This window comes from Paenibacillus pseudetheri (assembly GCF_924513355.1).
In the GTDB taxonomy this organism is placed as follows: domain Bacteria; phylum Bacillota; class Bacilli; order Paenibacillales; family Paenibacillaceae; genus Paenibacillus_AQ; species Paenibacillus_AQ pseudetheri.
This window is the reverse complement of record NZ_CAKMAB010000019.1, coordinates 17,282-44,033: the sequence shown is the minus strand read 5'-3', so window position 1 is coordinate 44,033 and position 26,752 is coordinate 17,282. Positions and strand designations below refer to the sequence as shown.

Genomic DNA, 26,752 nt, shown 5'->3' with positions numbered 1-26,752 from the left:
TTCTATCATGGTAAGCCTTTTGGTGCCCTTTTTTTTACATGATTTCGCGAGAAATTTATACATTTTTTGCAACCTTATTTGGATTCATACCGTGTCATTTTTATCCGATATTGCTTAGGCGTATCACCCGTATATTCTTTAAATAACTTGCAAAAATAACCTTCATTCACAATTCCTACTTCCTCGCACAATTCCAATAAAGAATAATCCTGAACATTTAACAGCTCGAGAGCCAAGTGGATTTTTTTGCGGTTGATGAAGCTGATAACGCCCTCATTCATTGTTTTTTTGAATAAGCTGCTAAAATACGATGGAGCTAAATTAACTTCCTCGGCAATCGCCTCGAGCGTTAATCTCTGTTTCAGGTTTTTCTCTATAAACCGCATAGCACTCATGATTTCTATACGATGTAAAAGTTGGCCAGCGTGTACATATTCGAATGTGAAGTCGCCAATATAGGCAAGCTGCTCCCGAAATGTCATGAATTTTATAGGAAACTCTGATACATCCGTGGTCAACGAGTTCCCCGATTTAAATTTCGCAGTAATGTCTCTGTATAAGTCTTGAAGCATAGGTGTCATGATAGACTTATGAATTTTATAATTCGTCACAAATTGGTTTAAATCAGAGAGTTTTTTCTCCAGCTCTTCCTTGGAAACTTTCCTTTGTACCCATGTGAGAAAATCAGCCAGTTTCAGCTGAAAGTCCTCCTTTTTGTCATTACGGTATTGGAACCGATGCATAGTTGTTTTGACTACTTTCTCTTCATGATAATAGAAATCCTCACTCACGATATTTGCTTCCATGTAAGCTTGTTTGATAGATTCCCAGCCTCGGTGCGGACCTCCAAAAGCGACGGATACCCTTTGATTCAAATATTGATGTAAATGGGAGACGATCTGACTGCCCAATGAATGGCAAGCATATTCCGTGTCCATATCGCTGCGATTATTTTCCCAGGAAAGAAAGCCAATAAAACGATTATCGGATAGATCCGCAGCTACACCTCTGCCACCATTCACCACAGTTTCTTCGATTATATTCGTAATCGCATATTTCAAGATGTTTTGATCAGACGCTGAATAATCGTTTCGGAAACTTTCATACAGATTCATTTCAACAATGAAGCAGCAATAGTTGGCTTGAAAGAAATGGAATTGCATGCGATTGGCAAAATCCGATGCCCGATGAGAAGGAATTTCGCCTCTGATAAGCTCATTAAAAAATTGCTTGCGGACTCTATATTTATTTTCAAGCACGGATACGTTTAACGATTGAAATTCCGCTTCTTTTTTCTTAACCTCATTTAAAATCACGGCTGCCTTATCTAAAGCGCGATCTAAATCCTTTTCCCTGAGCGGAACCTTAACAATGTACTCCAATACGTTGGCTTGAATAGCTCTCTGGGCGTATTCAAAGGATGAATAAGCGGTCAAAAGAATGTATTGGGTATGGGGAAGCTTTGGTTTTAGCTGCTCAATCATGGAAATTCCATCCATTCGCGGCATAACGATATCAGATATCACGATATCCGGCTTAAGCTTTACGATCTCCTCTATCCCCTTCAGCCCATTATTCGCTTTTCCCACTAAATGAAATCGCTTATCCCTATGGGAGAGCTCGTTAAAAAACAATTCCAATCTCTGAATGATTAGATCTTCATCGTCAACAATGAAGCAGGTGTAGTCTCTCACCATCATGCATCTCCTTTAAACGAGCCTGCTGGGAATAAGGCTTGCACACGGGTTATTTCCTTAGGTATACTTAGGATTTGGAGCCCGAACTGTTCTCCGTAGTGAAGTCTTATTCGGTCATGAATATTATTTAACCCGATTCTTTTCCTTTTTACTTCCACATCACTCGGTTCTGAAATCAAAATATGCTTTATTTTATCAGTTGGAATTCCCTCGCCTAGATCAACTACTTCTATGATGACGATGCCGCCCTCCCTGTACGCATGAATAGTAATAGGGCCTTCGATCCCCCCTCCGTTATAACCATGGAAGATACTATTCTCCACAAGGGGCTGCAGCAGCATTCGAAAAACCGGGAAATCTATTAACCCTGCTTCGATATTTTTAATCAAGTGGAAGTTTCTGTTATAGCGGATGTTCTGGATCGCGATATAGTCCGATACATTTTGCAATTCCTGACGTAGTGAAACCTTCTCAGAAGCATCAGCTATCCCATATTCCAATATTGAAATGAGAGACTCGATCACCACATCTACTTTCTCTATTTGTCCGAGTCGTATGACATTGCTGATAGAACCAAGCGTGTTATACAGAAAATGAGGGTTTATTTGAGACTGAAGCACTTGGATTTCCAGCTTCCGCTCAAGTTCATTATGTAGCTCTGCTCCACGTATCAGTTCCACAATTTGCTGCAGCATACGATCGAATGCCCGGGAGAGATCTCCAAACTCATCGTTTCGGTTAATCGATATTGTAGTTGTGAGGAGGCCTTGCTCCACCCGCTTCATTTTTGTTTTGAGCGCATAGAGAGGGGTCCTTATATATTTGGCAATAAAAAAGGAAATGAACAGACTTAAGAGAAGACCTGCAGCTAGAAGCCCGATATAATAGGTTTCCAATCTGGACAAAGCAGCTTTCAAGCGTGATTCATCGTTGATCGAGATGATGGTCCAGTTGAATTTCTCAGTCGGTTTTTTCAGAAGGGAGACTGGAATACCATCCTTGGTATGTAGTTGAAGGCTTGTTTCTGTAGTATCCAGAATTTGTTCTGCTGACGTTTCACCGATTGAAAAAGTATGATCTTGAATATTTATGGGTCCTTTATTTTCCGAAAATCCGGCAATGATTTTTCCCGATGCGGTGATTAGAGCCAAATCCATTTGTTCTTTTTTATTAATCTTGAACAAGGTTTCTTCAATGGCATTTAGATCCAAATCTACCGCAATGGCCATGGGAAACGGAGCACCGTTCAGATATCGAACCATCGTAACGGTCCAGCCGGAATATTTAGATTTGTAAGGATCACTGACAAATGTAATCCTTCTATTCTTGTCAGCTGCATCAAACAAAGGTTCTCTTTCAGCTAAAGGTTCATCGAATATTCGGGTAGGTGTACTCCCGCCTAGAATGGATAAATCGCTTTTGATCAAATAAATATTACTAACGTAATTACTGTTGAGTTCATACAGCTCTCTTAATTGCTTTTTAATCACATCTGTATTGTCAATGTTGGCTTTCACCGATGACTCGACCGAGAACAGGATCGTCTGGAAGGAGGAAAAATTAACTGTGAAATATTGATCTACCTTGTCAAGTATTTGGTTGGTGTAATAAATGTCAGAGGTTCTTATTTCCTTTTGGACATAGCGATAAGACAATTGGCTTATCAAGATTATGCAGCTTAATACAAATGCAAACACGATAAAAAATAATTTTAAAGGCAAGCTGATTCTTCTTCGCATCGATCCTCTTCCTTTTAAATCTGTATTAAACAAATAATAGCATATGACAATAAAGAGAGGGGCTAATTTTAGCCACTCTCTTTGTTTAAAAGATAAGAATTTATATGCTTCGCGCATAAATGTTCCTTATCTTTCCCGCTGAAACGGTACCGCCCTTTAAAAGGACGGCGAAGCCGTTTCTACTTGATTTACTTGATTAAGCCCGCTTCTTTAAATTGCTTGATTACTGTGTCCTTATATTTCTGCATGTCAAACTTGGTGTCCAACGTATTGAGGAAATTCTCCCAGTTGTCAAGAGGATCTTTGCCGGTCATAAATTTGACCAAGCTTTCATTAATGAAACGTTGGCGGTCCGCTGCCAATGTATCGTTCGGGTCTTCAGTCAATAAATTCCCGGGCAAAGTAGGCGCCACGTATTTCTGATTGTTCTCAAAAGCTTCTGCCGTCTTAGGATTTTGGAAGCTGAAGTACTCAGCATCATCACCACGACGCGGCATTCTATAATGATCAACCCATAGGTACTTTTCTTTCATTTCCTTCGATAATTCGGAGGTTTTATTTTTGATCTTGCCGTCCACTAAATCCCAATGAATCCCTTTAATTCCGTATGCAAAATTCGGATAGGCTTCTTTGTCCGTAAAGAGATAATTCAGCATGGACAAGATCCGAATGATTTTGTCCTTATCCGCTTTCTTGGATATGGCCCATGAATTGCCTTGGAACGATTTTCTCTCTACAATTTGATCACCATAAGGACCTGTCATTGGAGGAATAACGATCCATTCCGGCACCTCTCCACTGATTTCTTTCATTTTCTGCTGATAATCCGGTTCCAGCCTGCGGGCATCTCTTATCATGAAGCCAACTTTACCCTTAAATAACTTTTGGTCGAGCAAATCGGGAGTATTCATCGTCACCCAGTCTGGATCTACAACTTTGGCTTCCATCATTTTATTAATATAAGCGAGCGCTTCCTTCATTTTTGGGTCGGTATACAGGAACACCGGTTCATTGTCTTTTACATCTATGGCTGAGGGAGGATTGACGCCAAACATCCACATCAAACTATCGAAGCCGTAGGTTTGCAGATTGCCTTCTTTATTCATTCCACCTATGAATCCGTACGTATCGTTTTTGCCATTACCATCCGGATCTTTCTCTGTAAAGGCTTTCATAACTTCGAATAGCTCGTCAGGTGTTGTTGGCACTTCCATATTCAGCTTTTTCAGCCAATCATTGCGGATGAAGAAGCTCCGGCTGATACCGTTTACATTATCATAACCTGGAACCCCAATGGTTTTTCCTTGATAGGACATCGCCTCCCAGGAGTCGTTGCTAAAACGTTTCTGCAATTCAGGAAATTGATCCAGATACGGTGTCAAATCCGCAAGAACCCCTTGGTCATAATATTGCGCGAGATCAGCCCGGCTCTTCAAGAAGATCAAATCTGGAATATCTCCGCCAGCAATGAGCGTATTTAATTTAGTCGTTGCTTGCCCTGATTGAGGAATCATCATTTCCAAGTCGATATTTACTGCTTTCTCCAACATTTGGCGTTGGATATCTTCTTCACGAGGAGGAATCGGAGCAGCAGCATTGAAAGTGCCTTGGTTAAACATCGAAATTTTCAATTTGGTTTCAAAGGGACTAGACTGGCCTTGTGAATTACCCGAAGCTGATGATGTAACCTCTTTTTGTTCCCCACATCCTGACAATACCGTTCCCACACCGACCATTGCTGTCAGAATAGCAAATGTAATCGCTTTTCGTTGCATAATGACCTCTCCTTTGCTTCTATATTATCACGGTTTCCCCGTAACAACTCAGGTTGGAATATCTTTTTAACCTTTAACCGATCCCAAGAGTACACCTTTGGTAAAATGCTTTTGCATAAATGGGTAAACGATCAAAATCGGAACTGTAGTCACGACAACTGCTGCCATTTGTATAGCGAACGTACTAACAGCTCCGGTATTGGCAAGCGAATCAGCACTTTGTGTTGCGACGTTAAGCAGGATGTTGCGCAAGATCACTTGAAGCGGCATTAAGTTGGTATCATTGATATAAACAATAGCATCGAAATAACTGTTCCAATGCCCGACTGCGTAAAATAATGAAATTGTGGAAAGGACGGGCAAGGACAGGGGTAAAATGATCCGCCATAACGACTGAAGCTCACTTGCACCGTCTACTCTCGCTGATTCCTCGATTTCAGCAGGCAATTGCTCGAAAAAGCCTTTAATGATCACCAGATTAAATGCACTAATGAGATGTGGAATAATCAATACCCACGGACTGTTTAGCAATCCCAGAGAGCGGACTAGTAAATAAGTCGGAATTAATCCTCCCCCAAACATCATGGTAAAGACAATGAATAGTAAAAATGGGCTTCGACCCGGCAAATATTTTTTGGATAACGGATATGCCGCTATTACCGTAAAGAACACATTGAGAGCAGTGCCCACTATCGTTCGAAACAATGTAATTTTATACGCCTGCCCGATACCATGAGAAATGAATACTTCTTTATAGGCTAGAAAGGTAAAGGATTCGGGTATAATAACAATTCCTCTTCTTAACACTTCCGATTCTGGTGTCACTGAAACAGCAACCACATATAGAAAGGGTAGTAAGCAAAGTAGAGCTAGCAAAATAAGAATAAAATAAACGACTGCTTGCCAGACTTTTTCTCCGATTGTCAAATTGATCATATTGATAACCACCTCACCAAATTTGCCCATCGAATTTTTTGGCGAGCTTATTCGCTGCCAACACTAAAACAAATCCGATGACCGCTTTAAACAATCCCACAGCAGTAGCCAAGCCAATCTTAAGTCGCTCGAGCCCTTCACGGTATACCCATGTGTCGATAATGTCGATCTTCTCCTGATTAAAGCTGTTGGCAAACATGAATATTTGGTCAAAACCAGCATCCAGAATATGGCTTAATTTAAGGATCAGCATCAGAATCATCACGCCTCGAATGCCGGGAAGTGTTACATGCCATAGCTGTCTCCATTTGGAAGCGCCATCAATTCTAGCCGCTTCATATAAGCTTGGATCGATTCCTGCTAATGCTGCAAGGTACAATATCGCTCCCCATCCAATATCCTTCCATATTTCAGATAAGATGATCAGCAGTCTGCCCCAGGCAGGTTCCGTTAGGAATGAGATGGGTTCAACTCCAGCTTCCTTCAAAATCATGTTAAAAAGACCATCCCCTGGGGCTAATAATGCCACCATCATTCCATAAACAATGACCCATGATAGAAAATGGGGCAAATAAGTGATCGTTTGTACGATTTTCTTAAACCATTGGGTATAAACTTCATTGAGCAGCAAAGCAAGTATGATAGGAGCTGAAAAACCGAACAATAGCTTATACAGCGATATGATTATCGTATTTCTCATGATGTCCCAGAAATAAACGCCGTTCATAAAATCTGTAAAATTTCTAAATCCCACCCATGGGCTATCCCATAGTCCTAAAGCTAGGTTATAGTTTTTAAAAGCAATAATGATTCCCGCCATAGGAATGTATTTGAATACGGCAAAGTAAACTAATGCCGGGAACAAGAGCGCGTACATCACTTTATACTTCTTTATCGTTCTTATCCATGAATTCCGCTTTTTGGTGAGGGGAATGGCGTCCGCTGCCAATTTTGCTTGCATATCATCACCTCGTCTTTATTTATATTTGTATAATAGCATCCCCCTATTGGATAAATTTCTGTGATTTCAAGAATTTCTTATAAGATTTTAAGTAAGTACAGCCTTGGATAATTCCATTACAATAGGCATGAAAAACCGGACAGTGTTTATCGGCAACTCACTCTCTTCGACTGCATTCATGATGCTGAATTCCTATAGCATCTTTAACAATTACATTTAAGATGAATATGTATTAAAGTGAATTTACGCTGCTAAAGCGCACAAAAGGCTGAGAATCTTATTCGGATTCTCAGCCTTCTATTATATCGATACGGAGTAAACGGGAATCTCCCCCAATTAGATTGGAGAAGATTCCCGTTGTTTTAATATTTATTATTCCAAATAGCCTTCGGCAAGTTTCATTAGGGTTTCTTTGCTTACTTTATTTATGTCTCCACGTAAAGTATAGGCGTATTTCACCTTTTTGTCTGGGCTCTCGGATACCCATTTCAGCTCGTGCGTCTGCGAAGGAGCAAATTCTGTATGCAGCATTTCTATTCCCTTCACTTGAACCTTCTCCTGCTTAAATTCAACGTTCTCGTCAATATACATTGTAGGATCGCTATTTCCACTCAGATTAGTGATATCAACCCCGATTTTATCTTCGCCATTTTGATACGTAGCAAAGAGAAGGAAAAGCTGATCTGTCATTTCAACCGGCATCATGGCATATCCCTGATTGGATTCTTCCGCCTGCTTTCTCAGCTTTTCTGCCATTTTCTTTTTTTCTTCCCAAGAAGGAGGATTCACTTCCTGAGCATTTTTAAAGATTACGTCCGCCTTTTGGAATGTATAATTTCCATTGACTTTGTCTGCGATCTTAATGGATTTATCCGTAATCTTATCACGCAATTGAGAAAGATCTTGGAAGACAGTCACCTTCGTTCCAATAATTGTTTCATGATTCGGGTTATTGGCAACCATATAGAACAGCCCAGCTTCCCCGTTCTTTAGCACCTTATCCTTAAGTTCATAAAATGCCTTGAACCGTTCTGTCTCATCTTTCGATTCTTTTTTTACGTAATCTTTCGTCGATTTAGTTTCATATACGACTTTGCCATCTTTATTCGTCAAAGAATGATATTGAACTGCCGCATAACCCGTGGAGGCCATTAACATCATCCCTAAACACGCAGTCAACACAACTTTATATTTCATAAAAAACCTCTCCTTTTCTTTTGGCTTAGCATGTAATATTCTCATTACTTTTCCTGTCAAGTCGGCGTCGGGAATGCGCGGGTCATCAAACAGTCTTTTCAAATCCCGATCCCTGTCCATATTCATACACTCCCACTCCCTTCACTTGAGCATAATACTTTCGAAATTTTGCAGATGCACGTTCGTATTTTTTACGAAGGCTGGCACTGTTTTTGCCGAGAATCAATCCGATCTCCTGGTAGCTTTTATCCTCGACACAACGTAAGATTAACAAGTTACGCTCTTCCGCCGATAATTTTGCCATGGCTTGATGTACGGATTCATCAAAATAGTTGGCTTCAATATGCAAGTCGACTTCATTATTTTCTTTCTCATCCTGGTAAAAGAAAGGCAAATATTTCACCAACTTTCGCTTACGGATGATGTCGATACATTGATGGTAGGCAATCTTGTATACCCAGGCGCCAAAATCTATTTGATATTGGGTATATTTCTTCAAGGTGCGGAATGTCTTCAAAAATACTTCCTGTGCGTTATCCTCAGCTTCGGCATAATTGCCCAGCATATGATAACAGTAGAGAAAAATCTGTTTTTGATAAACCTCCATGATTTTTTCGAATTTTTCTGTGTCCCCATCTAACACATCTGCAATGATCTGACTTAACTCCGTATCATTCAAGCTGTCTCCCCCCCTTTCACTCTATACAACGAACAGCTCGACCCAAAATGTGACAGCACCAAAAATCTCCAGAATAAAGCTTCTTTATTAACCCCTCGCTTTTTTCACTTTGTCGAATGAATTTCTTAAATAATGATTTAATCTCATCAACCATAACACCCGTGGCCAGTTCAAATAGAATCTGTGAAATGTTATAGATTTAGAATTGACTTCCTCTAGTTAACGTAGGCGATTGCATATGGCATATTGTTGGGAATTCTTCATCCCCGGTACTTATTGCTTTTCAGACTTTGTAAATAATAATCATAACAAAGAAGCCTTCTTATGAGGGCCTTCTTTGTTTTTCTTAATCAAATGTCAGGAACCTATGAATAATTATTGAGGTTGAAAATCTGAGAACCCTTATTTTGAACGATAGATTTAATTAATTTATCCGTAAAGTACGGTTTGAAGTAGGAACTAATATTTTTAATTAAATCTGATAAGCAGAAAATTATGGATCCACGGTTAAAACTACTTTCCTTAAACATGCAATCAATAATGGATATACTAGATTTCCAGTACGATAAAGACTGAAACTTTTAAAACCGTGGGTTTTATGTGCATTAAGACATGACCGATTTAGCTTCAAGATCCGCTTACCCAACTCTCTCATCCTACAGAGGCAAGAACGTAACCATAGGGCATCAATCATATGCAAATTACTCCTTATCATCGTTATATTAATCGGTCGGTCTGTTCCCGCCATTTTAGTAAAATACGTCATCAAACGTATGTTCCATTTGATTAGCCTCTTTAGAAACTGCGAAAAATACAAATGGTCCCTTCGTCTTTAATACATGATTTTGGGCCAAAAAATATTCATCCGGGCGATAGTCTTTGAATTTTATATTTTGCGAATCGATTCGTAGCTCGATTTTTTCTTTGACGTTTTCAACCTGACTCTCGTCCTTCAGCTTGATGACGGCCAATTCGTCAGCTTTTACATTCGATGTAGACGTATAAAGAATAAAATCATCCACGTTGTCTACATCAATCTTATACAATTCCTGCAGTTTATTCAGATCCCTCTTTTTCATTTCCTTTAGACTCACTGCCTGTTCGATACTTTTTCCGATTTGGGTGGCCGACAGTTGTTCTGGAGTCTTGTCATCCTTACCCGAACATCCGGACAAAACACTAATCACGACGACTATTGTAAGCATAACGAGGTAATACCGAAGGTCTAACACATTTATTTTCGCTAAAATGCTTTAATAAGAAAGGAATGAGGCTGTTGGCGTATGAATCTTTTACCACGAGCAGCTTTTCTCCATTCGGAAGAGCCGTTTTGATTTGAATAAGCCCATGGTTTCCGTTAAGAAACACTGCATATTTATCCTTCCTTTGTAGCTGCTCCATCGCATACAATGAATCCGTGTTCTTCCCTTCGTCGACATACGTTACGGTATATTTCTCTTGATCCTTTGGCAGATATAGCTCCATACAATCGGGCTGTACATGTCTGAAACCACTTTTTGAGAAAAGCGAGCCGTAAAAATCATCGGTTACTTGCTTGATATTAAACTCATCCTCATTCTGCGGTGTCAGCCCCATTTGCCTGCAAAGCTCCAAGTAGGCGACAAGCTTAGTCGTCTCCCTTGCGTCTACTAGCTTGGCCGCATTCAGCAACGATACAATTTGCGTATACATGAGCTTTGCATCAAATTTGTCCATCACTCTGTTTTCACTATCCACGAGCAGATAGTCGGGCATTGGAATGAAGCCAATCACCGGTATTCCAGCAGCCAAATTTCAGCCATCATTTTATTACCCGCATAGGTATTTTCGTTACTCAGAATGTCTTTGGTAGCCTTAAACTGTTTTACTGAGATCGATAAGAACTGGCTCTTAAATCCTATATGGAAGGCGTAGAATGGATTCGCCAACCAAGTTAGAAATGACCGTAGCAGATGCAACGCCGATCACATCCCAATGGAAGACGAAGATGACCAGTGCATCGAGAATAATATTCACGACAACACTGAGAAGCATACCAGATCATTAGCCCACTCTTGTTCCCAATACAAAAACACCTCCAAAATTGTCCTCCACAACTTACGACATGGAAGCTTTTTTTGAAGGTGCTTTTATTTGTCTCACGCTATGTGGTCAGTCCCCAGCGAGAGTCGCCCTGAACTTGCGCTTTTCTTCTATGCACAATTTGCATGTTCCTTGCATCGGTCTACGGTAACGGCATGTGCATGACAAGCTGTTCTAACCATCCGATGACAGCGGCTGCGCTCCGTACCGCTCCAGCACCCGGTAAATCGCATCCGTGCCGAACCCGATCGCTTCTACGGGAATGCGTTCATCCGCGGCATGAATCAGTTTGGTAAACTGCATGTCCTCGGGCAGCGGCATTGGCAGGAAACCGTAGGTTTGGATGCCGAGCCTCGCAAACAATCTTCCGTCCGTTCCTCCGGGTAGCAGCATCGGCACCGGAACGGCCTCCTTATCCGCTTCTTTCAGCACATCGGACAGCAAACCGAACATCCCCATGTCGGGAGCTGCGGCGCATGGGTCATGGCGCAGCACTTCCAGCCCGATCGAATCATTAATCGCGATTCGGCGCAGCTCGTCCATAAATTGCTGCGGAGTAACGCCCGGCAGCGTTCGGCCGTCCAGCTCGACCATAATTTCGCTTGGATGAACGTTGATTTTCTCGCCGCCGCGAACGACGGTCGCGCTGACCGTATTACGCAGAAGCGGGGCGAACGTCCCGCCCTTTTTCCCCAGCAGCTTCAGGATGAGGCCACTCATCCGGGGACGCATCAGCCCTCTCAGCAGCAGCGCCGGCAGCAGCGGCAGCGCGGCGGCCATGCCTTCAATCATCAACCGGGCCGCTGGTGTCACACGTATCGGCAGCTTATTCCTTCTAAGCGATTGAAGCATATTCCCCAATTGCGCCATACAGTCGGATCCCGGCTTGCCCATGGAGCCGTGGCCTCCGTCTCCTCGAATTGTCGCTTTGAGCCAGCATATCTGCTTCTCCGCCACCATAATCGGATAAAAGGTTTTCCCCAGCGCATGAAACGCGAAGCCGCCGAATTCGCCGAGCGCATACTTTACATCCGCAAAATAATCGGCATGCCGTTCTACCAGGAAGGAAGCCCCGTATTCGCCCCCTGCTTCCTCGTCGCTGACAATCGCCAGAATGAGATCGCCGCGCAGCGGCAGCTTGCGGACATGCGCGCGGAGGAAAGCCGAGACGAGCATCGCCACGCCGCCTTTCATATCAAGAGAGCCCCGCCCCCAGACGAAGCCGCCTTCAATGTCGCCCCCGAACGGGTCGCGGCTCCAGGCTTGCTTGTCTACGCCAACGACGTCGACATGCCCATACAGCAGCAGCGGCGGTGCCTCCCCGCTGCCCCTCATTCTGGCCAGCAGATTGGGCCGGGCCGGATCAAACGCCTCGATCCGCGTCTCAATGCCCGCATCCTCAAGCAGTTGCCGGATATACATGATGCATGCGGCTTCCTCGCCCGGCGGATTTGTTGTATTGAAACGGATCAATGCCTGCAAAATCTCCACGGGAGACGGCAGCCCCGCGGGGCGCCGGGCTCCATCCTGTTCCAACTCGTCATTGGCCAGCCGGATACCCATGACCCCACTCCTTCCTATAATAGACTGCCCGCGTATGGTCGGTCGGCAGGAGAAACGCCTGGCAAGCTGCGCAGGCCGAACTCATCGCGCAGTCTTGCAAGCCGCCGCTCCTGCTCTTCGGCGGACGTGCCTTTGGTGCGAAAGACCGATTCCAGCATCGCCAGAGCTTGCAGAACATGCGCCTCCGCCACTTGTTCTTCCGTATCCCGCAGTCGCTCGACCAACTGCTGCACGCCACGGTAAGGCGAAGCGACGCCTTGTTCATATTCGGCTGCGTTCCAGTTGCGGTTGCGGACGCAAGTAGCGATAGCCAGACAACGATTAAGCAGTTCAATTGAATAAGCGTCTCTTTGCCGGCTTACGGCAACCAGATGCGCCTCATCCTCCTTGTCGTCAAAAGCGAATACGCGCAGTCCGTCCGATGGAGCCAGCCGTTTCAATACATTGCCCGGACCCAGTTCCACGGCAGCGGCAACGCCAATGCTCTTCTGAAATGCAAGGACCGCCGGCCAATTGACGGGGTCCGTCAATCCCCTTGCCAGCATACCCGCGATCTCTGCCATATTCCCGTAAGGCAGACCCGTCAAGGAGGAAACTACGGGAAAACCCATTTCTCCAAACGAGACGTCACTCAGCACTTCGGCAAATTGTGCCGCCGCCGGCGCCATCAACGGGCTATGGAACGGCGCGCTTAACTGCAGTGGAATGACTGCGGCCCCATGGGCGGACAGTCTTTCCGACGCTTCATGGACGGCCTCTTTGTGGCCCGAAATCACCGTTTGCCGCTCTGAATTCATATTCGATACCACAACAATACGGCTTCCGTCCGCGCAGCCTGCGCTGGTTTCCAAGCATACTTTGGCGACAACATCGGGACTCGGCCCGTTCACGGCAGCCATCGCGCCAATCCCCGCAGCGGCGGCCCCTTGCATCAACTCGCCGCGGCGGCGTACGAGCCGGAGCGCATCCGGGAACGTTATGGCCCCCGCGCAGGTTAAAGCGGTAATCTCACCCAGGCTGTGGCCGGCAGCCATCGCAGGTAGGTATCCCCATTCCCGGCTGTAGACGCGGTACATCGCCACGCCAAGCGCAAGAATGGCAGGCTGGGCATTGTCCGTCCGCGTCAGCTCCGTCATCGGTCCCTCATACATCAGGCTGTCAAGGCGCATGCCCAGCACTTCGTTCGCTTCCTCCATCGTCGCTTTGACAACCGCATGCCGCTCGCTCAGTGCTTTTCCCATTCCGACGCGCTGAGAGCCCTGACCGGGCAACCATATCGCATGTTTGTTCAGCATCTTCCATCACGCTCCTCAGGGTCAGATCGGGGCAGGCGCCTCGGTCAGCATTTTGTTTATCACCGCTATAACATCACGTTCCCGCTCATGCAGGAAGAAATGTCCGCCTTCAAACAGCATCAGCTCGCAGCCTCCCGTCGCATAACGCTCCCATTCACCGAGCGGGCCTTTGACGCAGCCGTCATCCATGCCGCTCAAGATGGCGAGCCGGAGCGGTAGCGGCAGCCGCATCCGATGCTCGTATTCGCAGACAAGCTTGAAGTCGGCTCTTAGGATCGGCATAAACATATCCAGCAGCTCCCGATGGCGGAACAGCTCATCAGGCATGCCGCCGAGCCCTTTCAATTCCTCGAGAAACTCGTCATCCGGAAGCATATGGGTCCGGCGAGCCTCATCTTGCTCGCAATGCGGCGCCCCTCTGCCGGAGAGGAAGACTGCCGCAGGCAGCGGGAATCCTTCCTCCCGCAGCGCATGCAGCACCTCATACCCAAGCAGGCTGCCCATGCTGTGGCCGAATAAAGCATATGAATCGGAGCCAAGCGCTGTCTCCAGCACCAGCGGCAGCAAATCCCGCACGGCCTCCGCTGCATCCGCATAGAACGGCTCGCCCATGCGGCTTCCTCTGCCTGCCAGTTCGGCCGGCACCAGACGCACGCCAGGGTGCAGCCGGTTCGTCCAGCGCTTGTACACTTGTGCGGAGCCTCCTGCATATGGCAAACAAATTAAAGATATCGTCATAACGCCCGCCTCCCGGGTAACATGTTGACGCAAGCGGCCTTTACGCGCCGGCGACAAGCGTGGCCCAGAACGCTTTTTCCTTCGCGAACAAATCGTCCGCGAGCGCCAGCTCTCTGCCGCGTTCGAAGTCCCCCGTCACAAAGCGGTCCTTCACCAGCTCCCATCCGTCCCTCACTGCGCCAAGCTGACCGGACAGCGACTCATGCAGCGCTTCGCCGATCAGACTCTTATCCCGCATGGAGCGGAGCAGCGACATGTTGGCGATATGCCGGTTGCAAATGATGTTGACACCGACTAGGCCATAGGTCAAATGAGCTTGCTTCTTCTCCGGGTCGGAATCTACATTCCACATGCCCTCTATTGAGAACTCGCCAAGCTCCCTCGCCAGCCGCTCCGCATTTTCCACCACTTCAGCCAGCTTCAACTCGTAGGGCTGAACCTTTTCCTGCAGGTTGTATACGTAGAAGGCAGGCCCCAAATAGTCCGGGTTCACGTTGTATTCCGAATTGCCGTACGCCTTGAGCAGCCTTTCCTCCGGCACCTCGTGCTCCTCGTAGCCTGCAAGCGTATCGTCAATGACGTAGAAGACGCCGCGCTCCTTGTCGTATCCGTTAAACAGCGAATAATGATACCAATGGAACTTTTTCCAGGCCATGCTGCCCGGCAGCCAGTCATACAAATCGACGTTTACGCTCAAGCTGCGTCCGCCCGTAAGCATCGCCCTGATTTCCTCCAGCACCGTCTCCTTGCTTCGGAAATGACCGGGCTCGATATAGCGGATCACCTGCGACAGCGGAAATCTGGCCGGATCGTCCATATAATATAGTGTGTCAATTGTCGGATAGCGGAAATCCTTGTCCGTTGCGGCCTCCCAAGGATAGTAACGGTAAATGTTCAAATACGCCGCATCCCTGTAGCTGGGCTCCTCCGACACCGCAATGGAAAACGCCTGGTTCAGCATGCAGTTCATCCAAAACTCGTTAAACGGTTTCCTTTTCATCGACAGCTTCATCGTTCGCCGCCTCCTTAGGCTCGGAATATTGGTTCAAGTTCACAGCACTGATTTTTTGGCTTGCTCCGCCTCCGACCAACGCGCGCATGATCGCCGTATAATCATCCGCCAGCGCCCGGGCAGTCTCTTCGCGGAAAAGACTTGTCGCATATTCCAGCGCAAAGCCGAGCCGCCCGTCCCGTTCCGCCGCTTCAAGCGTCAGATCGAATTTGCTGACACCCGGATCGAACTCCTTGGGGTTGAATTCAGTGCCGCCAGAACGGTAAGCGACGCGATCGATATTTTGCAAAATAAACATCGTATCGAACAGCGGATTACGGCTGTGGTCCTGTTCGACTCCCAGCTTTTGCACCAAATCCTCGAACGGATAATCCTGGTGCTCCAGCGCCCGCAGCACATCCTCATGCAGCTCGGACAAATAATCGCCAACGGTCCGGTACGATTCCGGGAAGCTGCGAATCGCGACCGTATTGACGAACATCCCGATCAGCCCTTCAAGTTGCACATGATTGCGGCCCGCTACCGGCGTGCCGATAATGATATCCTCCTCACCGCTCCATTTGCTCAGCAGCATCGAATAAGCCCCGAGCAGCACCGTATACAACGTCGTGCCGCGCTCGCGCGCAAACGCCTTGATCTTGAGCGTCAGCTCCTCATCCAGTCTGAAGTTGATCAGACCGCCCTCAAAGTTTTGCAGTTCCTGCCTTGGCAAGGCCGTCTTGAGCTCCAGCGTCGGCAGCTCCCCTTCGAACGCCTCCAGCCAGTAGCGCTCATGCCCCATATAGGACTCGCTGCCGATTTGTTCTTCTTGCCATACCGTGTAATCCCGGTACTGGATATCCAGCCCCGGCAGCTCGCCGCCGTCGTACAAAGTGGTCAGTTCCTGCAGCAGGACGCTGACGGAGACGCCGTCGGTAATAATATGATGAAAGTCCAGCAGCAGCAGATGGCGCTCCTCGCCAAGCGAAATTAATCCGGCCCGGAACAGCGGGAGACTGCCGAGATCAAACGGACGGATAAAGCGCTCCATCAGCGCGCTGATGCCGCCGAACAATCCTTCGTCTCCGCCTTCCGCGAGCAGCTTGCCCGCCGCCATTCTCAGCCTGGCGCCTCGCTCCAGCGTAAATACCGGCTCCGCATGCACGCGCTGGCGGAACTCGTCCTCCTCGTGATGGAACGTCGTTCTGAGCGATTCATGGCGGCGCATCATCACAAGGAAAGCTTCCTCCAGCCGCTCCACATCTAGCTTGCCTTGCATATGCACGGCGAACGGCACATGGTACATCGTTGCCTCGCCTGAGATCAGCCCCATCATAAATTGGCGGCGCTGCGCCCTCGACATCGGGTAATGCTCGCGCTCCGGCTGCTTCGGAATGAGTGCCGTAGCCACGGTTTCGCTAGTGTCCAGATGGGCCGCTAGACCTTCAAGCGTAGGATTCATAAAAATATCGCGCAGCGGCATTTGGACGCCAAAGCGTTCCGCAATGCGACTGACCATGCCCGCCGCCTTCAGAGAATGGCCGCCCAGCTCGAAAAAGCTGTCCTTGGCGCTGATGACATCCATACCGAGCAGTTCCTTCCAAATCTCCGCCAGCTTGCGCTCGGTATCCGTCGACAGCGGAACAAGCTCTCGTGTGCCCACGTCGGCCTGTCCCGGCTTCGGCAGCGCCCTTCTGTCGATTTTGCCCGTTGGCGTAAGCGGAATGTCATCCAGAACGACCATGAAGGCCGGAACCATATAAGAAGGCAGCTTGTCCCTTAGATATTCGCGCAACTGCGCGGTCAACCGGCCGGGTGGCGCGGCGCCGCCTTGCTCCGCATCCGCTGCCGCGGCGTTCTGCATGACGACATACGCGCAAAGCGCATATTCCCCATCCTCTTCCTGAAACGCGGTGACGACCGTTTCCTTCACCTGCTCATGGCGAAGCAGCAACTGCTCAATTTCACCGATTTCAATCCGGTGGCCCCTGATTTTCACCTGGAAATCGCGGCGTCCCGCATAAGCAAACTCCCCATTTTCAAGCCTGCGCCCAAGGTCGCCCGTGCGATACATACGTTCGCCCGGCGCATATGGATTCGGCACAAAAGCGACATCCCATTCGGGATGGCTGAGATACCCACGTCCGACGCCCGGCCCGCCGATGCAAATTTCGCCCGTCACGCCTGTCGGCTGCAGCTTCAGTCCTTCGTCAAGCACCATCATGACGGAACCTTCGATCGGCGTGCCGATCGAAATGTCCTCTCCTTCGGTCACTTCCCGAATTGAGGTCCACACCGTCGTCTCCGTCGGACCGTACAAATTAAACAATCTGGCTCCGGTAGCGGCGCGCAGCCTGCCGAGCACATCGGCCGTCAGCGGCTCCGCCCCGATCATCAATATGCGCAGCTTTTGCAAACCGTCTGTTTCGCCTCGCTGATTCATCCACCATTTGAAGCGCGACGGCGTAATTTGCACCACATCGACGCCGTGCGTGTCGATCAGGCCTTGCAGCAAGGCTGCGTCGCCCCGTTCCTCTTCGCTCGCGAGTACAATCCGCATACCCAGCGTGAGCGGAAGCAGATTTTCAACGACAAAAATATCAAAGGAGACCGATGCCATCGCCAGGATGCTCTGGCCCTTCTCAAACGGGATCCGGTTTCGGAAGCCGCTAATGAAATACGCCAGCCCGCGATGCTCGATCATCACGCCTTTGGGACGCCCGGTCGAGCCCGACGTATACAGCACATACGCCAAGTGGTCCGGCTTATAGACAAACTCCGGATTGCCTCTGTCCGCCGCATACAGCTCCGGATCGTCCAGATACCACTCGGCAACGGCTTTCGTTACGACTCCGGCATATGCTTTTTCCGTCAGCAGAAGCGCTTTGCCGCAATCCTCAAGCATCCAGTCGATCCTCTCTTTCGGGTAAGCGGGATCAATGGCGACATATGCGCCTCCGGCTTTCAGAACACCCAAAATGCCGACAAGCAGCAGCGGGCCACGGGACGCCATCAGCGCGACAATGCGCTCAGGCCCCACGCCCTTCGCCCGCAAGGAATGGGCAAGCCGATTCGCGCGTTCGTTCAGCTCGGCATACGTCATTATCTCCGCGCTGAATTGAATCGCCGCCGCATCCGGCGTGCGCGCCGCCTGGCGCTCCACTTCCTGCACAAACCCCGTCCATTCCACCGTTGCTTGCGTGGAAGCCGCCGCCGCGTCTCCTTGCCGGTTCGTCATGCCCTTCTCAGCTCGAATTTCCATCCTACCCTTGCTCCCCTCTTTACTCTCGGCCTGTACCGGCATGCCTCCTCCGGCCAACAGAGCCAGCAATTGCTCCCGCTCGCTTTCACTCATCAGCTCAAGCTCGCCGACCGTGCGATCGCGCGTTCTGCACATCTCCCTCATGAGCACAGTATAGCTTTCCGCCATGCGGCGAGCGGTTGCCTCATGAAACAAATCCGTTGCGTATTCCAGTTGAAGCTCGATTTCCGCTTCCCGCTCCACCGCTTCCAGAGTCAGGTCGAACTTGCTTGTCCCTGTCTCGAACGGCATTTCGCCAAAGACGACGCCGCCTTCTTCCATCACCGCCCGGTCCATATTTTGCAAGACAAACATGGCGTCAAACAAAGGATGGCGGCTTCTGTCCACATCGGCCTTCAGCCCTTCGACCAGCTCCTCGAAAGGATACGTCTGGCGTGAAAGCGCCTCTACGACATGGTTATGCAGCTCCGCCATATAGGCCCGTACCGTCTTGTCTCTTTCCGGCCGCGTCCGCAGGGCCAGCGTATTGACGAACATGCCGATCATGCCATGCGTATCGGCATGCTCCCTACCGGCGGCGGGAGTGCCCACAATCACTTCGGCCTGCCCGCTGTATTTGGCCAGCATCGCAGCAAAAGCGCCCAGCAGCACCGTATACAGCGTCGTCTTCGCTTCCCGCGCCAGCTTTCGCGCCTCCGCCGTTGTCACTGCGTCCAGCAGGAACGAATGGCGGCGGCCCTTATAGCTCGGCAGAGACGGCCGCGGCCGATCCGTCGGCAGCTCCAGCACAGAAAGCTTGCCTTCGAAGATTTTCATCCAGTACCGCTCATGCTCCGCATAAGCGGTATTTGCAAATCCGGCTTCCTGCCACACCGCATAATCGCTGTATTGCACACGCAGCTCCGGCAACGCTTGCCCGGCATACAGCTGCGACAGCTCATTCACCAGCAAAACGGAGGATACGCCGTCCGTAATAATGTGATGAATATCCAGCAGTAGCAGATGATCCTCCTCATTCAGCCGCAGCAGCCCCGCCCGCAGCAGCGGCAGCTTGTCCAGATGGAACGGGCGCTGGAAGACTCCCATCAGCCTCGTCACCTCGGCGTCGTCCGGCGGCGCTCCCCGCAGTGCTTCGTCCCCGGTGAACGCTGCGCGATCCAGCGCCTCCAGCTTGAACGCATACGGCGGATGAACCCTTTGCCTGAACTCTTCCTTTGTCATATGGAAGGTCGTCCGCAAGCTTTCGTGTCGGCCGATCAGCGCCGTAAACGCGTCTTCCAGCCGCGCCGCATCCAGCCTGCCCTGTAAGAGGAGCGCGAACGGCACATGATACATTGTGGCGTCTCCGGCCAGCAACTGCATCATATATTGGCGGCGCTGGGCGCGCGACATCGGATACCACTCGCGGCGTTCCGCCTTCGGGATCGGCTCTGCCGCCGCAGCGACGCCGTCCCGCTCCGTCAGCCAGGCGGCCATTTCAGCAATGGAAGTAAGCTCGAATATCAGGCTGAGCGGAACCTCCACGCCCGTCGCCTGCTGCAGCTTGCCCGCCAGCACGGCAGCCTTTAAGGAGTGGCCGCCAAGCTCGAAAAAGTCGTCGTGAATGCCGATTGGCCCGGCAGGATCGCCCAGCACTTCCTCCCAAATGGCGGCGACGCGCTCTTCCATCCCGTTTCGCGGCAGCTCCGGCTTTCCCCTCTCCCGAAGCCCGGATTCCAGCTCCGGCAAGGCGCGCCGGTCCACTTTCCCGTTCGGCGTTAGCGGTATCACGTCAATCGCCGCGATATAGGCCGGAATCATCGCCTCCGGCAGCTTGTCTTTCAGCTTTCTTCGCCATTCCCGCGAAGGGAGCTTGTCCGAAGCGACCACATACGCGCACAGCTCCTTGTCGCCGCTTGCCTGCTCGTGAACGACCACAACCGCATCTTCCACCTCGGGAAGGGAAATCAATTGTGAGCGGACCTCGTTCATTTCAATCCGCACGCCTCTGATTTTTACCTGTTGGTCGGCCCGGTCCACATACATCGCGTTGCCGTCCGGCAGCCACTTTGCGATATCGCCGGTGCGATACATGAAGCGGCCCTCCCGGTACGGATGCGGCAAAAAGCACTCGGCTGTCATATCCGGCTTGTTCACATAACCGTCGGCAAGGCCGCTGCCGGCAATATACAGCTCCCCGGCTGCACTGATAGGGGCAAGCTGGCCGCCATAGCCGAATATATAAATTTCGACATTGTGCATCGGCCCGCCAATCGGCACATAGCCACCGCGATAAGCGCCCGGCTTGTATGCGTACATATTGGAGCAAACCGTCGCCTCCGTCGGACCGTAGCCGTTAATAATCCGAATCTCGGGATTAAGCTTCGTATACAGCTCCAGCGTTTCGTCTTTAATCGGCTCTACCCCAACGAGCATTTTGTCTAGCGTAATCGCGGAAGCCGATTGCTCCAGCAGCCGCGCAACCTCTTTCAGCAAAGACGGGGGCAAATAAGTGAATGTAATCCGCTCTTCCGCAATCACCTCGGCAATTCGCCGCGGATCAAGCAATTTCGGCTCCGGGTAAAGCACCGTGCAAGCCCTGAACATAAGCGGCATAAACAGCTCCGCTACGCTGACGTCAAACGAAATATTGGTCAGGCTGAGGCATCTGTCTCTCTCGCCGTATTGCCCATCGAAAAACGTTCTTAACGAATGTCCGAAATTGTAAAAGCTGCGGTGCGGCACAATGACGCCCTTGGGCTGACCCGTAGAACCGGAGGTATAGATGACATACATCGGATCGGCGGCGTCCTGCGGCCATGCGGCGGCATCGTCTCCGCCGGAGAATAGCGTCTCATCCGCAATGTCCAGCACCTGCAAGGAGGCCGGCACGACGGCCGCGGCTCCGGAACGCGCGCCGTCCGCGAATACCAGCTCCGCGCCGCTGTCCTCCAACATATAGCGGATGCGCTCCTCGGGATAATGCGGATCTACAGGCATATAAGCGCCTCCGGCTTTCATAACGGCGAGCATAGCGGTCAGCATGGGGATGGAACGCTCCGCCATGATGCCGACTACGCTGCCACGTCCCACACCTTTGGCGCGCAAGGTTCGCGCCAACGCATCGGTGCGGCAATCCAGTTGCCGATAGGTCATGGATTCACCGCCGTAAGATACGGCCGGCAGGTCGGGAACGGCCGCCGCCTGTTCCTTGAAGCAATCATGCAGACAGCGCGGCGGCGGAAAGTCCGCTTCGCGTCTTCCCAGCCCCAGCATGTGCAGGCGCTCCTCTTCCGTCAGCATCTCCGCTTCGCCAAGCGCGGCGTCGGGACGGAGCGTCACGCTGCGCAGCAGCTGCACATAATGCCGCATGAACCGTTCGGCTGTCGCGCGGCGAAACAAATCTGCATTATATTCCACGACAAGCCGCAATTCCGCACCATTCTCCACAGCCTGAATCATCAAATCGTATTTGGCCGTGCCATGCTCAAAGCGCTGGTGGCGATACGACAATCCCTCCGACGAAGACTTTGGAATACCCAGGTTTTGCATGATGAACATCGTGTCAAACAGCGGACTCCGGCTGGCGTCCCTTCTGTCCATCCATTGCGCGATTTCCTCGAATGGATAATCGGCGTGGGCGTAAGCCCCGGTCGCCATCTCTTTCACTTCGGACAAGAAGGCTCTGAACGGCTTGTCGGCGCGCGGATAAGCGCGCAGCGCCAGCGTGCCGGTGAACATGCCCGCGATCGCTTCCAACTCGCGCCTGTTCCGTTCCGCAATCGGCGTGCCGACGGCAATGTCCTCGGCCCCCGTATAGTGAGCGAGGAAAGTGTAATACGCCGATAACAGCACCATAAACGGAGTCGCGCCCGATCCGGCCGCGAGGCTGCGCACAGCCGCTGTCAAATCGGCCTCGACGAACACGTCGAACGTTTCGCCGCGATTGCCTTTGACGGGCGGACGCGGGACATCGGTCGGAAGCTCCAGCGTCGGCCAGTCTCCCCGGCATTGCTCGCGCCAATACCGTTCGGCGTTCCCGGAGAGCGGCCTGCTCTCCTGCCATACCGCATAATCTTTGTGTTGCAGCGGCAGCGGCGGCAACGAACCGCCCTGATATAAAGTCATCAGGTCGGACAAAAGAATGCCTGCCGACATGCCGTCGGATGCAATATGATGCATATCAAGAAACAGCATATGGCGCTCCGGCCCCAGCGTCAGCAAGGCTGCGCGGAGAAGCGGAGCCGTATTGAGCCTGAACGGCCGGAACAAGCTTTGCAGCACGCCGTCCGCCTCCGCTTCATCGGCTTCCATGCGAATCAGGCGGAAAGGAATGGCAGCGTGAATACGCTGCCTGATCTCTCCGTCGATGACGTGGAAGGTGGTACGAAGCGTCTCGTGACGCTCCACGATGGATTGCAGGACGGCCTCCAGCCGATCTGCATCAATAGCCCCGTCCAAGTGCAACAATTCGGGCAAATTGTAGCTGCGATCATCCGGCAGCGCCTGCTGTTGCAAATACATGCGTTTCTGCGGCGATGAAACCGGATAATGCTCTTGCGGGGCCGCCTTTGGAATCGGCTCCAGCCTATCGCCGGACAAAGAGTCGGACGCTTGGCTGGTCAACGGCCTGACATGTCCGCCGGACGCTCCTGCTCCGTCAAGGCCGTCGGCCGCCGCTTGCCCGTCATTACCACCGTTCGCCTCATGTCCGCCGTTCCCAACGTCCGCCCCTTGTCCATCGTGCGGAGCGTTCGCTCTTTTCGCTGTCGCCGCGCCGCTCTCCCAGATCCGCCGCTCGATCAGGGCCGTGAATGAAGGCAGATCCGCATGCCCCAGCAAATCCGCCGCCTGAATGCGGACGCCCGCAAGCTCGCTGAGCTGGTTTACAATTTTGAGCGCAATAATGGAATCTCCGCCCAGCTCATAAAAACCGGCATTGGCAGACAATTCGTTATAACCGAGCAGCTCTCCCCAGACATCTGCGACATGCTGCTCCCATTCCAGGCCGGAAAGTTCCCCGGTTAACGCAACGCCGCGGCGGCGCTGACTCGTTATCCCGCCGCTCCGTTCCAGCGCGGCTTGCCATCTGGCAAACGTCTCGTTCATTTCTTGTTGAAGCTCCGCGGGAATATCCCCAACGAGCGAATATCCGCTCCAGGCAAATGGCGTATGAAGCGACGCTCCGGCGCGCGCCTCCTCCACCCAGCAATGGTGAGAATCGAACGGATACGTCGGAAGCGGCAGCCGATGGCGGCGTTGTCCCCGATAGATCGCCTTCCAGTCGATCTCGTATCCGCCCACGTAACGTTGGCCCAGCTCCAGCGCTTCTATTTCCCGTTCGTTTGGTTTCTGCCGCATATTCCCGGCCGCAGCTGAATCGACCTTCCCGAAGCAGACGTTCGGCTGCATAAGGCCGGTAAGGCCGCTTTCGGCTGTGGCATGCAAGGTCTGGGCAAGCTCTTCCCAGCCGCTTACCGCAATCGCCAGGCGATACCGATGGGCTCCCCGGCCGACAGCCAAGGTGTAGCAAAGGTCGGCCAGGCTGCAGGTCTCATCGCCGCGATGCTGCTGAGCCCAGTCCCGTATTAGCAGCAAGAGCCGTTCCAGCGCCGTCATGCTGTGTGCGGACAAGCAGAACAGCTCCGCTCTGTCCGAACGACCCGAAGGCATCGCGGCGGGAGCCTCCTCCAGCACAACATGACAATTGGTCCCGCTCATGCCGAACGCGCTTACTCCACATCTTCTTGCTTCGCCGTCCGTCTCCCATGGCGTCAATTCGTCATTGACATAAACGGGCGAATCCACAAACGGAATGTTGCGATTAGGCGAGCGGTAATGAAGCGTTGGCGGAAGCTGCTTGTGGACAAGCGACAGGATCGCCTTGAGCAGCCCTGCAATGCCGGCGGCATGGTCGAGATGGCCAATATTTGTTTTCAGCGAGCCGATGGCGCAAAATTGCCGTTTATCGGTATATCTCCGGAAGGCGCGCGTCAGCCCGTCGATTTCGATCGGGTCGCCCAGTGAGGTTCCCGTACCGTGTGCCTCCATATACGTCACCGTTTCAGGATCAATGTCCGCATCCTGCCAGGCGCGCACAATGACGTCCTCCTGTGCGAGGGCATTCGGGGCGGTAATGCCGACCGAGCTGCCGTCCTGATTCATCGCGCTTCCTTTGATGACGGCATAAATAGGGTCTCCGTCCTCCTGCGCTCGGGACAGCGGCTTTAGCAGCAGCGCAATCACGCCGTCGCCGATACCCGTTCCGTCCGCCGAGTCGTCGAACGTTCTGGCCCGGTTGTCGCTTGACTCGATGCCAAGCCGTATGCCGGTATCCAGCGGAAGCACGTTAATTTTGACGCTACCGGCAATCGCCGCCTCGCATTCGCCGCTGCGGATCGATTGGCATGCCAGATGGACCGCTGCCAGCGAGGAGGAGCAGGCAGTGTCCACGCTGATCGCCGGTCCGCGCAAATTAAGCAAATACGAAATCCGGCTCGGTATCATGGAGCTCAGATTGCCGGGCGCCGCCATGGACAAGGCGTCCGGGTCCAGCGCTTCGATGATTCGCTTATAATCATGCAGTGCGTCTCCGTTATAGCCGATAAAGACGCCGGTGCGCGAACCATGCAGCGCATCTCCGCCGTACCCCGCATTCTCAAGCGCGCCCCAGGCCGTCTGCAGGAATAGGCGCTGCGCCGGACTCATCAGCGAGGCTTCCTTGGGCGAAAGCCGGAAAAAAGAATAGTCAAAACCTGAAATATCTTCGATATACGCCCCGTCAAAAAAGGAAACGGAGCCGTATTGCGCCTCCATGCGGCGCAAATACGGCTTCAATTCCTCCTTGCGGGAATCCGGAAACCCGCCTACCAGGTCCTTGCCGCTCCGCAGAAGCTCCCAGAAGGCTTCGTGCGATTCCGCGCGCGGCAGCTTGGCGGATATCCCGACAATCGCAATATCCTTGAGGGAAACATTGGAGACGGAGCCTCCACTCCGCCCCTTCCGCCCGGATGTGTCTTTTTTGGTGTCTAGCAGATCCAGTTGAAACATGGCACCCATCCCTCCTAGATAGTAATGGAATCACTGACGGTCTGTTCTTTTTCCGCCCTTCCGCCGCTCCCGCGCAGCAGCAGCAACACATGCGCCGCGATGCCGAGTCCGCTGATCAGGGCTAATAATCCAAGCGTACCGGACTGCCAATCACCCGCCCATTGCAGCATGATATACAAGGTGCCTGTGCTGCATACATGGGCCGCAAGCGACCCCCAAAGACAATGCGATCCGGCGCGAACGGCTCCGTATACAATCGCGCCAAGCGCCGCAAATACACCAAGTGTCACATTCATAAATACAGCACCGAACAATACGGCTTGGAGCAGCACCGTCCACAGAACCGAAAGACGCTTACGCAACATATGGAACACCATGCCTCTGAACAGCCATTCCTCCAGCAAAGACCCCAGCAGCAAGCTGCCGAGTACAAAAATGATCAGGCTGCCGCCGGCGACAAAAGCGACCAGATCAGAAATGGCCGGAAAGGTCGCTTTTATCCACGGAAGACGGGTAAACGCGGCGATAAACAAGCCGAGCCAGACGCCCGTCCCTGCGGACAGCAGCAATGATCCGCCGCGCACAGGAACAAACCCTAAATCCTTCAGCGAAATTTTTTGCCAGCACAGCAGCGGAAGATAAAGTGCAAGCACGATGATATTGGATACGATCATCACAATGCCGGAATTATCAGCGATCCAATCTTTCAGCCCGGGATCGCTGACCCAGTTGTAGAGCGCTTGATTGACAAGCTTCACAATCGCCGCATAAATGACCAAATATAAGACGGTATTTCCCGCTATTCGCA

15 protein-coding genes and 1 pseudogene are annotated in these 26,752 nt (G+C 51.1%); all 16 read right to left on the bottom strand.

Translation table 11 applies throughout. From position 1 onward, the window contains the following. Window positions 1-74: 74 nt before the first annotated feature. Window positions 75-1,700 carry a response regulator transcription factor gene (locus L1028_RS17635; protein WP_234536051.1) on the bottom strand — a complete coding sequence of 542 codons (1,626 nt, stop codon included), beginning with the start codon at window positions 1,698-1,700 and terminating at the stop codon, window positions 75-77. Next, window positions 1,697-3,436, bottom strand: coding sequence for a sensor histidine kinase (locus tag L1028_RS17630; RefSeq protein ID WP_234536040.1), 1,740 nt, complete (start codon window positions 3,434-3,436; stop codon window positions 1,697-1,699). Before L1028_RS17630 ends, L1028_RS17635 begins: the two co-directional genes overlap by 4 nt. A 188-nt stretch (window positions 3,437-3,624) precedes the next feature. After that, complete coding sequence (locus tag L1028_RS17625; RefSeq protein ID WP_234536039.1) at window positions 3,625-5,211, bottom strand: extracellular solute-binding protein; 1,587 nt, start codon at window positions 5,209-5,211, stop codon at window positions 3,625-3,627. Between the two features lie 66 nt (window positions 5,212-5,277). Further along, the gene (locus tag L1028_RS17620; protein WP_234536038.1) at window positions 5,278-6,147 is read right to left on the bottom strand and encodes a carbohydrate ABC transporter permease; all 870 of its coding nucleotides are present in this window, start codon (window positions 6,145-6,147) and stop codon (window positions 5,278-5,280) included. Window positions 6,148-6,160: 13 nt separating this feature from the next. Next, the gene (locus L1028_RS17615; protein WP_234536037.1) at window positions 6,161-7,108 is read right to left on the bottom strand and encodes an ABC transporter permease; all 948 of its coding nucleotides are present in this window, start codon (window positions 7,106-7,108) and stop codon (window positions 6,161-6,163) included. Window positions 7,109-7,480: 372 nt separating this feature from the next. Next, complete coding sequence (locus L1028_RS17610; RefSeq protein WP_234536036.1) at window positions 7,481-8,305, bottom strand: hypothetical protein; 825 nt, start codon at window positions 8,303-8,305, stop codon at window positions 7,481-7,483. An 85-nt stretch (window positions 8,306-8,390) separates the two neighbouring features. Then, a complete protein-coding gene (locus L1028_RS17605) occupies window positions 8,391-8,984 on the bottom strand; it encodes an RNA polymerase sigma factor (protein ID WP_234536035.1) in 594 nt (197 codons plus the stop codon). A 749-nt stretch (window positions 8,985-9,733) separates the two neighbouring features. Further along, window positions 9,734-10,189: a DUF4358 domain-containing protein gene (locus L1028_RS17600; RefSeq protein ID WP_234536210.1), complete on the bottom strand. Its 456-nt coding sequence runs from the start codon at window positions 10,187-10,189 to the stop codon at window positions 9,734-9,736. Continuing rightward, window positions 10,164-10,775 (bottom strand): DHHW family protein, encoded by a 612-nt coding sequence (locus L1028_RS17595; protein ID WP_423803057.1) that lies wholly within the window; start codon window positions 10,773-10,775, stop codon window positions 10,164-10,166. The genes L1028_RS17600 and L1028_RS17595 overlap by 26 nt, the downstream gene beginning before the upstream one ends. 38 nt (window positions 10,776-10,813) lie before the next feature. Continuing rightward, window positions 10,814-11,021 (bottom strand): annotated as a pseudogene (locus L1028_RS17590) (MATE family efflux transporter); the annotation flags it as partial. A 219-nt stretch (window positions 11,022-11,240) separates the two neighbouring features. After that, entirely contained in the window at window positions 11,241-12,629 is a 1,389-nt protein-coding gene (locus L1028_RS17585) for a M20/M25/M40 family metallo-hydrolase (protein WP_234536034.1), read from the bottom strand. A gap of 14 nt (window positions 12,630-12,643) precedes the next feature. After that, window positions 12,644-13,924 carry an ACP S-malonyltransferase gene (gene fabD, locus L1028_RS17580; protein ID WP_234536033.1) on the bottom strand — a complete coding sequence of 427 codons (1,281 nt, stop codon included), beginning with the start codon at window positions 13,922-13,924 and terminating at the stop codon, window positions 12,644-12,646. A 21-nt stretch (window positions 13,925-13,945) separates the two neighbouring features. Further along, window positions 13,946-14,662, bottom strand: a complete 717-nt coding sequence (locus tag L1028_RS17575) for a thioesterase II family protein (RefSeq protein ID WP_279306876.1) — start codon at window positions 14,660-14,662, stop codon at window positions 13,946-13,948. A 40-nt stretch (window positions 14,663-14,702) separates the two neighbouring features. Next, the gene (locus L1028_RS17570) at window positions 14,703-15,674 is read right to left on the bottom strand and encodes a cysteine peptidase family C39 domain-containing protein (RefSeq protein WP_234536031.1); all 972 of its coding nucleotides are present in this window, start codon (window positions 15,672-15,674) and stop codon (window positions 14,703-14,705) included. Next, window positions 15,643-25,944, bottom strand: a complete 10,302-nt coding sequence (locus L1028_RS17565; protein ID WP_234536029.1) for a non-ribosomal peptide synthetase — start codon at window positions 25,942-25,944, stop codon at window positions 15,643-15,645. The genes L1028_RS17570 and L1028_RS17565 overlap by 32 nt, the downstream gene beginning before the upstream one ends. A 14-nt stretch (window positions 25,945-25,958) precedes the next feature. Further along, a complete protein-coding gene (locus tag L1028_RS17560; protein ID WP_234536016.1) occupies window positions 25,959-26,723 on the bottom strand; it encodes a CPBP family intramembrane glutamic endopeptidase in 765 nt (254 codons plus the stop codon). Window positions 26,724-26,752 lie beyond the last annotated feature (29 nt).